Source organism: Chryseobacterium sp. RU37D (assembly GCF_900156075.1).
Taxonomy (GTDB): domain Bacteria; phylum Bacteroidota; class Bacteroidia; order Flavobacteriales; family Weeksellaceae; genus Chryseobacterium.
Window position 1 is genome coordinate 167309 of record NZ_FTMM01000002.1, and the last position, 13218, is coordinate 180526.

6 protein-coding genes are annotated in these 13218 nt (G+C 34.3%); all 6 read left to right on the forward strand.

Annotated features, from left to right (window positions below; all coding sequences use genetic code 11):
- Positions 1-22 precede the first annotated feature (22 nt).
- The 6 genes from BW926_RS01700 (at position 23) to BW926_RS01725 (ending at position 13213) form a co-directional block, all read left to right on the forward strand.
- The gene (locus tag BW926_RS01700; RefSeq protein WP_076443663.1) at positions 23-1024 is read left to right on the forward strand and encodes a hypothetical protein; all 1002 of its coding nucleotides are present in this window, start codon (positions 23-25) and stop codon (positions 1022-1024) included.
- A 2-nt stretch (positions 1025-1026) separates the two neighbouring features.
- Positions 1027-2166: an EpsG family protein gene (locus tag BW926_RS01705; protein ID WP_076443664.1), complete on the forward strand. Its 1140-nt coding sequence runs from the start codon at positions 1027-1029 to the stop codon at positions 2164-2166.
- An 11-nt stretch (positions 2167-2177) separates the two neighbouring features.
- Positions 2178-3227 (forward strand): acyltransferase family protein, encoded by a 1050-nt coding sequence (locus tag BW926_RS01710; RefSeq protein ID WP_076443665.1) that lies wholly within the window; start codon positions 2178-2180, stop codon positions 3225-3227.
- 215 nt (positions 3228-3442) lie between these two features.
- Positions 3443-8146, forward strand: coding sequence for a T9SS type A sorting domain-containing protein (locus BW926_RS01715; protein WP_143756484.1), 4704 nt, complete (start codon positions 3443-3445; stop codon positions 8144-8146).
- A 313-nt stretch (positions 8147-8459) separates the two neighbouring features.
- Positions 8460-11933 (forward strand): T9SS type A sorting domain-containing protein, encoded by a 3474-nt coding sequence (locus BW926_RS01720; RefSeq protein ID WP_083672231.1) that lies wholly within the window; start codon positions 8460-8462, stop codon positions 11931-11933.
- Between the two features lie 131 nt (positions 11934-12064).
- Entirely contained in the window at positions 12065-13213 is a 1149-nt protein-coding gene (locus tag BW926_RS01725; protein WP_076443666.1) for a hypothetical protein, read from the forward strand.
- The last annotated feature ends 5 nt before the right edge of the window (positions 13214-13218 follow it).

Sequence of the window (13218 nt, forward strand, 5' to 3'; positions counted from 1 at the left end):
AGTAATAAGGCTTAGATTGAGCATGTTTAAAATAATTGATGAAAAAATAAATGGATTTTTATTTGTTATAATTTTCCCATTTTTATTGTTCTTTATTTCCTATTACGGATTTGAAACTTCCTATGTGGTGGGTATCAAGTCATGGGAAAAAGCTCCGGATTTTATGTTTTCATCGGTGTATGCCTATCGTGTAATCCCGAATTACCTGAGCGTACGCGGGACAGAGATACTGGGTTTTATTATTGATTATTATCTTCCTTTCGCGAAAAATTTTCTTTTGAAGCAAGGATCAATATTTTATCATACAACATTTCTTATTAATGTTTTCTTTTTTGTCCTTACTTCGGTTGTTTTAGATTTAATATTGAAGTTAAAGCCGGTTGAATTTTTATTAAATGGTAATGTCAGTAGGATGATGCACCTGATTGCTGTTTTTTTTGTGGTCATTATGCAGTATGTCCCTACGAATTGCGATTGTATAGCAATGTTTTTCTATGTATGGGGTATGTTTTTTACCTTAAAATATCTTCAAAATAGAAAGCCTTCAGACCTCATTGGTCTTAGTGTTATTATTTTTATTTCAACATTTATAAGAGAGACGGCCTGTCTTAATATTGCTTTTTTTGCGACGGTTTTTATTGATTTTAATAATATAAAAGAGAGAAATTTTGCTTTTGTAAAAGAAACTATTTTCCTGATTATTGCTTTTGTGCTGCCATATATTGGGTTGAGATTAATTATTCATCAGCAGGCTTCTTTTGTAGAAGGGATTTATTTGGTGAAAAATTTCACGAGTCCTTATAACCTGATGGGATTGCTGTTTGGGTTTTTGAGTGTTTATTTAAGTTATCATTTTTGTGATGAGACAGGAAAAATAATGATCAAAAAATATCTTTTTTTTGCTTCTCCTTATATTATAATGATTACTTTGGTGGGGCTATTCTGGGAAACCAGATTATTTATGCCTTTGATTCTTACGGGAATTGTGACGGCGTCTTATCAGTTTAAAAAATATCATATTTAGCAATGCATTTATTACATCCATATTATATTATTGCCCTGGTTGTTATGCTTTTTTTTAGCTTTCAGGAGGTGTACGGGAAAAAAGTTGATAATAGGTATCTGTGGGGCTTGGGAGTTTATCTGATAATAATTGCTGGACTTAGAGATAGTGTAGGGCCTGATTATGGAAGTTATCGGAGCATATATGTTTATTCTGATACAAAAGAATATATTACTTTCCTGTTTACTGCTCTTCATCTGGATCCTCCACAGCCAATGGAGGTTGAATGGTTATTCGTACTTATCAATAAGGTTTTGATTAATATTTTCAATGCTCCCTTTTTTATGCTGACACTTGTAATTGCAGCGCTTGCCATTTTTTTTAAACTAAAGTACATTGAGGAGAATACTTTTTATCCATTTACTATTATGGCAATGCTTTTTATTCCCGGATTTTTTATAGGAGAGAGTGGGCAGATCAGGCAGAATTTGGGTTCTTTTATTGTTTATTTTGCAATAAGATATATAAAAGAAAGAAGGTTTTGGTCTTATTTATTATGCATTTATCTTGCGGGGGGTATCCATAGTGTCTGTTATCTTTTCTTACCCATGTATTGGCTTGCTCGTATTCCTTTAAACAAAGCAGTAATGTTTCTATTAATTATCACTTCAATATTTTTATCCCCTTTTGAGGTCTATAGGTCATTCGGAAGTTTTTTAAATAATATAGCAGCGGATAATACTTTGTCAATAGGCTTTAATGGATATGTTGATGAAAGTGTTGAAAGGCTTAACGGGGGATTTGGTATTCCTGAAGGTATGATGGCAATTCTTACTTTTTTCCTGTTTGTTTTTGATTCAAAAATGGTTGAAAAGTATCCTTATTACGAATATCATAGAGTATATGCGGTGATGGGGATATGTCTGTTCTTTATTTTTAGAAATAATCCAATCTTTGCTTCCAGGCTTGCAGGTACTTTTGTAGGTTTCGGTTATATTATCATACCTAATTCCATGTATGTGGTTTCTAATAATGGTAAGAAGATGATTCATCTTTTTATCTTGTGTTTTGTGATATTTAATTTTGTGGTATTTTCCAGTTTTAAAAATATTACCTCTGGAAGATTTACGATTGACTTGTATAAAAACCATGTTCTACCCTAATTAATTTATTCATGAGTAAAGAGAAAAAAGAAAGAATTTTAGTGCTTGACGGGTTACGAGGACTTGCCATTTTACTTGTACTGCTTTTTCATGGATATTATATTTGGTTTGATTATTATCCATATAAAAAACTTTACAGTGATTGTATTTTATTTAAATATGGTAGTTTAGGGGTTCAATTGTTTTTTCTTATTTCCGGTTTCGTTATTTTAATGTCTGTAGAAAGAACAACTAATTTTTGGAAATTTTTAAAAAACAGATGGGTGCGTCTTTTTCCGAGTATGCTCATATGTAGTTTAATAATTTATTCTACAGCTTATTTCTTCTATGAAAGACCTTTCGGAATCCCGAAGCTGAAATCTCTTTTGCCAGGTATCACTTTTATTAATAACAGTATCTTGGAAAAAATTTTTAAAACAGATTTTCCTGTTTTGGAATTGTCATTTTGGTCATTATTTGTTGAAGTAAAATTTTATATCATTTTTGGAGCCTTTTATTTTTTATTTAAAAGAAATATTGCATTAGCAGGTATATTTATAATTTATCTTTCTGCTCTTTTTTTACAGCTTTTGTGCTTTAGCAGTATTCTTCAGGAAGCTTCATGGATGAAAATTTATATTGGTTCCTTTATTCACTTCGGATGGTTTGTGGCGGGAGCGCTCAGTTATGTATATTTTTATAACCGAGAAAAGAAATATCTTTGGATGATGGTTTTAGCTACTATCTGTTCTTTGTTTTACGTATACAAATTTCAGGATTTTATAATGCTGGTGTATTTGGTAGTACTTTGTATTATTTTCTTTCTTGCTTTGTTCTGGAAAAGATTTGGGGTTATTTTTTCTACAAAGGTTTTTAAATTTGTAGGTTTTATAAGTTATCCATTATACTTATTACATGAAAATATGCTTGTTTCATTGATTATAAAAATTAATAAATATTTTCCTCACATTCCCTATTTTTTACTTCCTGTAATTTCTTCTTTATTTATAATGTTTATTGCATATATTGTTGCTCGTTTTTTAGAGCCTTTTTTTCAAAAAAGATTAAAAAAAATTATTTAATTTATATTTTTTTCAAAAAAAGTATATCTTTACCTCGAAATTTTAAAACACAAATTATGAAAACTACAATCCTTTTTCAGAGTACTCTGAATTTTTTACATACTACACCTATTCATTTTTGATTTTTTTGCTGTACTGCCAATTTTCTTTGGTGGATAATTGTATATAAATATAAAGCACAAACGTTTAACTTAACTTATGAAAAAAAATCCTTTTTGTCGATTTTTGCTACGACTCTTATGGTCGTCTCGACACATGCAGCCGTTCGGAATCCGTTTCCTGAACATGCAAAACCAAAAACAGTTCTAAAAAAACTGGTAACCCCCTATGTTTATAATCTTGATGCTGGATTTACTGTTCAGCAAAACGTGAATGAGAAGGGATTGGTAGTCATTGTTGGTAAGCTTACAAAGCCTTTTACCAGTGATCACGTGAAATTATCAATCAAATATCAAAATGCTCAAGGTGAATGGCTTACTGCATGGTGCAAGAATCTTTATTCTTACAATCAGTATAATGAGAGCATTAAGGCCAGCTTTGAATTACCTGCATCTACACAATCTTCTTATAACGTAAAAATTGAACTGAGCTCTAATACTAATCTGTCAAATTTTAGTAGTGTGGTTTGGGAAAAATCTATTAATCACTACAAATTTGGAGATTATTCAGCAGCAAATTGTGATTTGGATGAAAATGAATATACTATTCTTCTGACTCCTAAAAAAGACGGGACGCTTCTTACTGATGCAACAGGTAAAGTAACAGGTGTAAAAGACAGGGTAACTTCTGCACATTTCTGGAACAAACTGGGAAATGTTCTGATGAACAACAAAAAAGATGATGTAGTGTTTTCACCAGCAAACCCGAGTCTTCTTACTATTGATACCAATGGTGCTAAATCTGTCAAAATAACGAATTCCGGTTTAGCTACAAGTGTTTTAGGTTCTACTCCTGAATTCATTTATAATGCAGGAGCAGGCCACCCAACACCGTATTTATATACTTACAATGATCCTGTTTACATGATAGCAGGTAAGTTTTCGATAAACGGATTAATGATGAAATTCAGTCAATGGCCTGAAGATTCTAATGGCCCTGGTTATCATGATTTCAAAAATCCAGGCCAACTGCAAAGCCGATACTTCAATCTGTATAATTCTATTCATGAAAAACTTTCTGAATTTATGAATGATCAGGAGCCAATTGTTATTGTTTCCAGTCAGGCTACAGGTTTAAGGGTATACAAAAGCAATGGCACATTCATCGCCTTAACGGCGGATAGCAATTACGGCGCAGCATTTTTTGGGTACGGAAATGATCAGGGAGGAGCAAGAAGAGGTCCGGGTTCAGAAAACTTCATTGTTTCAAACACTCCGGAAATGACATTATATGGTATGGGGGCATTAAGAAATGATGCCACTACAACTTCTCAGTCAGTAAGATCTTTACCGGACATTCAAAGTGAGATCGCTAAATTCATTAATTATGTGGGCATTTTCAATACAGCATTGGATACAGGAGAATGCTCAAATGTTTGTTATACTTTAAAAGCAGGAGCTCAACCGGATAATAAGGTATTAGATTGGACGAAAGCACCAAACAGCTATGTTTTCGACCCTAACGGTGCAAACGATGGTTTATTTATTCCCATAAAGAAAGCTTTCGCAATGTGGAAAAACGATAAATATATTGGAGGTAACGGTGTTCCTACAGGTGTAATGACAGCCGATGTCTTATGGGAAGATACACATGGGCTTATCAAATCAGGCAATAATTACAGCTTGGAAGTTGTAGGCTCAGGTGAAAATGCTAAAATTAAAATTCCGGTAAACAAAGCTAAAAAAGGTAATGCCGTTATTGCATTGAAAATTGGTGGTGAGGTTTATTGGTCTTGGCATGTTTGGGTAACCGATGATCCAACAAACGGGGCAAAGTATAAAAGTTTTGATGCACTAAGAAGACAGAAAAATGATGGAACCGTTGAGCTAATTCCTGATTCCGATTGGGGTTGGATGGACAGAAATTTAGGAGCAATGAGCAGCTCCTTAACTTCCGGTAACTGGACTAAAAATGGAGGATTGCTTTATCAATGGGGTAGAAAAGACCCTATACCTCCTTTAACAACGAAAGGAAATGACTCTTATGAAGTTTCTGGTTCTATAGGAAGAATAAGGCATAGAAATGCACAATTTACTGCTGATTCAAAAAAGATTGATACCCTTAGAAGGTATATTCCATTAGCGAATGCAAATGTTAGAAATAACATCTCATTTTCAATTAAAAACCCTTTAAGTCTTATTTATGTTGGAAATAGCAGTTTAGACCTTGCTTATTACGACGCTAATAAAAAATTTATGTTAAACTGGTTCGGAAAGTCACCGGAACTTACAGATAACCGTCTTTCTGAACTTAATTTATGGTCTGATAACTCTGAAGGATTTTATAGAGATAGTTACAAAAATGATAGCGATGCACAGCCTTATAAAAATAAATCTTCTTATGACCCATGCCCTAATGGCTGGAGAGTGCCCTCGGTTTTAACTGCGAATGAAGCATCAACAAATTATATTGATGATATTAGAATCGACTTCTCTCCATTTGGTGTAAGAACAAACATGGGAAAAAATGACTTTGAAGCAAATAAATATCAAATAATAAAACCTACTGACGCCAATACACCTAGCTTTATGAAAGGCTTCAAGCTTTATACTAATCTAGGTTATGACCTTTCAAATGTCAATGGCTTAAATATGGGTAAATTTCCGGGAACAGGGCAATTGCTAATAAACAGACATTTAGGTCAATATTCTGACCAGCATCACACTGCATTATGGACAGCAACAATGGTAAGACATTTTGATGCTTCTCCATCTATGGTTGCAAGAGCCCTATTCTTAGTTCCCGATAAAGAGCAGCCTGATGTTCCCGATCCGAATTTCCCGAATATTAATGGTAGATATTTCTATGAGCCGTTATCTATGGGAGAAACTTCCGGCGCTAATGGATGTAGATGTGCAAAAGATCCATTATATGTAGTGAATGATTATAATTTCCCTACTGAGTTCTTTACGGAAGGACAGTATATGGAAGGGATGAATAATCCTAATACCTATACAATAGTAAAATCTACATCGGAATCTGTTATTGAGATTCCAATAAGTAAAGCGTTCTCGGTTCAAAGTCAATTATTAAACAATCCGGGAATTTTAAACACATCAAGTTTTGATGCTTTAAAAACAAATGTATTGTGGACTACAGATACTGGTTTAATTAAAACAATCTCTGTAGATCAGCCGGGATCTTTATCAGCAATTAGTACTTCAAAGATAAAGATTACTGTAAATGCTAATAAAAGTGGGAATGCGGTAGTTACTTTACATAACGGAAGTATCACTAATCCTGTTTACTGGAGCTGGCATATCTGGGTGACAAATACACCAATTGGTTCTACACCTTATACTACTGACCAACCGGATGCAAATGCTGCAAACTATATAAATTTCGTAAAGAAAAGCGAGGTCTTGGATACGGAAATAATGGATAGAAATTTAGGAGCAATAGAAGCTTTTCCAACGATTCCTGGAGATAATTTGAATCCTGAGACGGCTTTGCCTGGATCTCCTGATAAAATAGTATTGTCTGGTGGACTTCATTATCAATGGGGCAGAAAAGATCCTATTCCTACATATAGACCGGCGTCGGATGAAGATTTCCGAGATAAAAATGGTGTGGTGATATATCCTTACAAATCTAATGCAGTCCAATATTATTCTGGAACTGTAGCTGCTAATGGAACAATATCTTATACATTATTAACTGAAGAGAGCTATAATACTAATTATATAAAACAATATAATACATACAGTAATTCTACTAATGCAAATGTTTTAGCAACAGATAAACCATCAGAAAAAATTGCAAAAGTATTGTCATATTCAGTAAAAAATCCACTTGCATTTATGGTGCCAAGTACATTATATAGTGACGGAAGAACTGGTTCAGATTGGCTTTCGACTGAACCAAACCTGGCAGCTGATCGTTGGGGAAGAGGCGATAAAAAATCGCCTTTTGATCCTTGTCCTGCTGGTTGGAGAATTCCTGATGTAACGGGAGTGGCTGTTTTGGCTTCAACTAAAGACAATCCCATAGCAGTAGAAGATTATGGACTTTCCCCATGGTATAGAAAAGGTTATAGAGCCGCAAGTGCTTATAGAATCATAACAGATAACTTTGGTACTCAGGTAAGAGTTGGAAAAAAGAGATTTGCGGGTTTTATGTTTAATAATAATGACTATAAAATTGGTAACTATGCAATATTTACGGGAATGAGAGGCTATAGAAGTGTTTCTACTAATTCAATTCCTAATTATGCATCATCAGAAGGAGATAAAAATGGTAGTCTTTATACAGGATTTTGGACGGCTGGTCTAAGCTCAAACTTTAATGGAAGACCAATTAATTTAATGTTTAAAAAGTTTGATAGTAGTAATGTGCCAAATTTTGTTACTCAAAACTTCATTCAAGCTTTCCATGACAATAATGATCCATATTTCGGGGCAAGCTGTCGTTGCGTAAAAGTAAAAACTGATGGAGCGTACGAGGCAGGACCAATCCCAAGATTACAGGTAACAACAACTTCCACTGCTAAAGCAACAAATATTTTAGCAAAAACAACAATAGAAGAAAAAGTGGTACAAAATAAGCTTGAATTCTTCCCGAATCCGGTGAAAAGCGTATTGTATATCAAAGGAAATGATAAAGTAAAAGACTATTATTACCAGGTTTACAATATGTCTGGTCAGCTTGTAAAGTCAGGAAAGTTTGAAAACGAACAAACTGATCTATCAGGTTTAACTACCGGTGCTTATCTGATAAGAATTAACAATTCTGAAACTATTGTAAAAATTATTAAAGAATAATAAGAATTTATAAACAACTGAAGGCAGCATTTTTTAATGCTGCCTTTTTTATTGGACTGTATTATTTAAATTATCTATATATAATCTGATAATAAAATTTATTTAATATTTAATAATGGCATAAAAATAATCTAAAAAATCCTTTATTTTCGAAATTCACAAGTTGGCAATTGAAATTTTATCACTTATAATTTAGTAATTTTATTTTTTTAATTAGATATTTTAAATATTTAACTATTATTTATAAAATAAATTGATATTAATTAACAAAGGTGTAAATATTGCATTTTGAATATAACACAAAATCAAGGATATGAAAAAATCACTTAAATGTTGGGGGGCAGCATTATGTTGCCTGCCCATGAGTGGTGTTTATGCAAATGCACCATTAGGAATGAATGTAATTAAACTTTCGGAAAAAATGAACCGTCTTTACATAAAGTCAGATTCATTGGTGAAAAATTCCGGAAATGTAAAAAAAAATGCTTTCAAAAAGTCTTCAAAAGTTTTGCTGCCGGACTGGACGAAAGCACCAAATAGCTATATATTTGATCCCAGCCTCGATGCTGACGGCCTGTACATACCTGTAAAAAAAGCATATGTCATCTGGGAGCAGGACAAGTATATAGGAGGAGATCCTGTGCCTGCAGGAAAAGTTACGGCCGATGTTTTATGGGAAGATGTCCACGGGCTTATAAAATCCGACGCAGATTACACTCTGGAAATTATCGATTCCGGGCAGGATGCAAAGATCAAGGTTCCCATTAATAAGGCTAAGGAAGGAAATGCAGTAATTGCTTTCAAGATAGATGGGGAAATTTTCTGGTCCTGGCATGTTTGGGTAACGGATGATCCTGCCAACGGATCCAAATACAAAAGCTTTCCCAACCTGAAAAGACAAAGAGCAAACGGACTTATAGAATCTATTCCTTACAACGATTGGGGCTGGATGGACAGAAATCTTGGATCGGTAAGCGGATCAGTTACATCAGATGACTGGAACAGGAACGGAGGGCTACTTTATCAATGGGGTAGGAAAGATCCCATTCCACCATTGGTTTACAGAGGTAATGATTTCTATGAAGTTTCAGGATCTATAGGAAGAGTACGGCATAGGGGAGCGAAAAACTTTACAGGAGCCGTGAATTTTGATAATTTAAGAAAATTTGTCTTGTTATCTCAGGCTAATGTTCAGGATAATATAAGGCTTTCTGTGAAGAATCCTTTAAGCCTGATCTATGTGAATAAAGATGACAATTCGGGAATTGCTTATTATAATAACAATACCAATCTAATGGTCAACTGGTTTGGAAAAATGACCGGTCTGAGCGATAGTCAGCTGCCGGAGCTTAATCTCTGGTCTGATAATTCCCAGGGAAAAATCAATGCAAATTACAATACAGATGACGCAGCTCAGCCATACAGAGACAAATCTCCTTATGATCCTTGTCCGAACGGGTGGAGGCTTCCTTCGGTTTTAGTGGCTAATTTGGCTTCCACAAGTTATATAGATGATATAAGAGTCGATTTTTCACCGTATGGAGTAAGGACTAATATGGGTAAAAATACTTTTGAGGTTAATAATTATCATATCATAAAATCATCAAATACCGGCGTTCCCAATTTTATGCTTGGGTTTAAGCTTTATCCAAACATAGGCTTTAATATGTCAAATGTCGGAGGGTTGAATATGGGGTTGTACCCAGGAACAGGAGGAATATCTATTTCGGCACACCAGGGGCAATATACAGATCAGCATCATGTTGCTTTATGGACTGCCACAATGCCCAGATTTTTTGATGCAACTCCAGCGGTGGGTGCAAGGGCTCTTTTTATGATTCCGGACAAGGGGCAGCCGGATATTCCTGATCCCAATCAGCCAAATGTTCAGGGCAGATATTGGTATTTTCCATTGGCTTCCAGCAATACTTCTGATGCCAACGCGTGTAGATGTGTAAAGGATCCATTGTATATTATGAATGATTATAATTTCCCGACAGAATATCTTGTGCCTCCTACAGAATTCCGTGAAGGGCTTGAAAATCCGAACACTTATCAGATGGTAAAATCTACATCAGCTTTTAATATTGATATCCCGGTAAGTAAAGCATTTTCCGTACAGAATCAGATTCTTAATAATAATAATATTTTAGATCCTTCCAGCTATAATGATTTGAAAGCAAACGTTCTTTGGACTACAAACCAGAATTTAATAAATGGAATTAGCATAATTAATCCATCCCCTTCCTCATTGGCTGAAATTCCAAACTCAAAAATTTCTGTAACGATTAATCCAAATCAAAACGGAAATGCAGTAATTACTTTACATAACGGAAGTGTGGCTAATCCTGTCTACTGGTCATGGCATATCTGGATTACGGATACTGCGGTCGGATCTTATACCTATACCACAGAAACCCCTATAGCATCTGCGCCTAACTATATTAATTATGTCAATAAAGCAGATAATGTTTTCCGTACAGAGTTTATGGATAGAAATCTTGGTGCAATAGATGCATTTCCAGTAGTGGCAAATCCGCTTACTCCTACAGTAGCTGAGCTGGCAAAGATTAAAGCTTCCACCGGACTGCATTATCAATGGGGAAGAAAAGATCCCCTTCCTGTTTTCCAGTATGCAGATGATAGGACAAGCTATCAGATTTATCTTGGGTCTGTTGCCGCAAGTGGTACTATAACTTATACACCGCTCACTGCAGCTGCATATAATGATATGGCAGGCACTTACATTGTTCCTTTCAATACTTATACAAATGCTGCAAATGCAAATGTACAGGCTGCGGATAAAGTTTCTGATAAAATTACAAAAGTATTATCATATACAGTAAAAAATCCTTTACAATATTTGATCCCTAGTACTTTTGCACCATATAACAGCACGATTCCGGCCTATACTAACGGGACAGACTGGCTTTCAAATGAACCTAATCTCGCCCTTGACAGATGGGGAAGGGGCGGCAGAAAGTCTCCTTTTGATCCTTGCCCTGCAGGCTGGAGAATTCCTGACCTTACAGGAGTAGCAATTGAATCAAATAAGGATTTTGGATTGACTCCGTGGTATAAGAAGGATAAAAATGTTGCTACCTCATATAGTATCATTTCAGATTATTATGGATTGAGGGTAAGGAGAAGCGCTACCTACAGTTACACCATTGGTTATACTTTTAACGCATCAGAATATACTATAGGTAATTATCCTAATTCGGGTTCTCGCGGAATCAGAAGTGTAATGACCAATCAAAGCCCTGCCGGAACTTATAATTTCATCAATTTCCAGTATCCGGGAGTTTGGACGGCGGCACTCAATACTAACTATATAGGAAGGGCAATTAATGTATTATTTGATGCTGCGGCTACAGCTAACAGGATGATCGTTTTCCATGATAATAACGACCCTTATTTTGGAATGAGCTGTCGCTGTGTAAAAATTAAATATGACAGCAACGGAAATGAAGAAGGTCCTATTCCTGGTCTTCAGATTCCGACTTTCACGGTAGCAAGTCCAGGACCAGTGCTGAACGCGGTAGAGATCCAGAATATTTTTAAAGAGAAAATATCAATCTATCCGAATCCTGTGAAAAATGAGCTGCATATCCAGGCACCGGATAATGAAGACGGTTATTATTATCAGATATATTCCTTGTCAGGGCAGCTTGTGAAGTCTGGGAAATTCGAAGATGGAACAACAGATCTTTCGTCTCTTATTTCAGGAACTTACTTACTCAGAATCAATGATTCAAAAGAGGTGGTGAAGATTATTAAAGAATAATTAAAAAGATTTGTTTCATAAAGAGAAATACAGCAGCTGTTACATTTAAAATCATTATTTTTGACATGCTAAATGAGGATTGCAAACTAATAACTGTTTTGTTTCTCTTTTTTCCAATTATAAAACACACTATGAAGCTAGAAAAGGTTGTACAATACTTTAATATTAAGATTCTTATATATTTTATTATTGCGGTTACCGCTGTTTATACCCTTGTATTTACCTATATATATAATCTGAAAGACGATGGATATATTTTGGCAGACTGGCTGATCAATTATCAGGACGGCGGCTTCAAAAGAAGGGGCCTTTCGGGAAGTTTCTTTTTCTTTTTACAGGATATGACTCATTTAAGGCTGAATTACCTTGTATATTTTTTTCAGTTTGTAATTATTTCCGGGTTTTTCTGGCTGTATACAAAGCTCATTCGGTATAAAATCACAGATTTTCTTTACTTATCACTTCTATTATCTTCAATAGGCTTTATAGGGCTTTTAAATACAGTAACTTATGTCGGAAAGAAAGAATTTATAGTTTTTCTTCTCTTTGCTTGGTTTGTATATCTTTTAGACAATGAAAGGCTTTCGAGAAACAAGGAGTATATTTTTTGTATTGCGCTGTGTATAACAACTTTTTTGCATGAAGTTGTGTTATTTTATGTTCCTTATTTTGCTATTGCATTATATCTAAAAACCGGGAAATTTGAATTTAAAAGATATATTAAATATTTTATCTCAGTGGCTATTCCGACTCTTTTGATTCTAAAATTTGGGAAAAATGTTAACGAAGGAATGTCTCTTCAAATTCTGGCAGAAAGAGGTGTTCATCCTACTTACGGGATTTTTTTCTGGAATATCAATGAAAGAGATTATATTAAAAACCATATTAATGAGTATCTTCTATATTTTATAAGTCTAGCTTTCAGTATTGCTCATATAGCATATTATGTAAAATTTCTAAAAGACAGAAAGTTATTATCTATTTTATTAATTGGTGCTTTCTTGTTTTCTTTACCACTTTTTTATCTGGCGATCGATTGGGGAAGATGGATGTATATTCATATGATACTGATCATCGTACTTTTAGCTTTATTGTTAAAAAAAGAAAAATCAGTTTACATATTTGAACCTGTAGTTATTGGCAAAAAGTTTTATATTACGTTATTTATTATATTTTTTTCTTTAATATATAGAGTGGAAATGTCCGGGAAAGGCTTTACATTTGAAGGAATCTTGTATAGAGTATTCATTGCACCGCTCGAATTATTAAATAAAATGTAATAAGA

Bases quoted from the DNA above. Each gene is read 5' to 3' on its own strand.
- BW926_RS01705 (WP_076443664.1), top strand. From the start codon at position 1,027: ATGCATTTATTACATCCATATTATATTATTGCCCTGGTTGTTATGCTT.
- BW926_RS01710 (WP_076443665.1), top strand. From the start codon at position 2,178: ATGAGTAAAGAGAAAAAAGAAAGAATTTTAGTGCTTGACGGGTTACGA.
- BW926_RS01725 (WP_076443666.1), top strand. From the start codon at position 12,065: ATGAAGCTAGAAAAGGTTGTACAATACTTTAATATTAAGATTCTTATA.
- BW926_RS01720 (WP_083672231.1), top strand. From the start codon at position 8,460: ATGAAAAAATCACTTAAATGTTGGGGGGCAGCATTATGTTGCCTGCCC.
- BW926_RS01700 (WP_076443663.1), top strand. From the start codon at position 23: ATGTTTAAAATAATTGATGAAAAAATAAATGGATTTTTATTTGTTATA.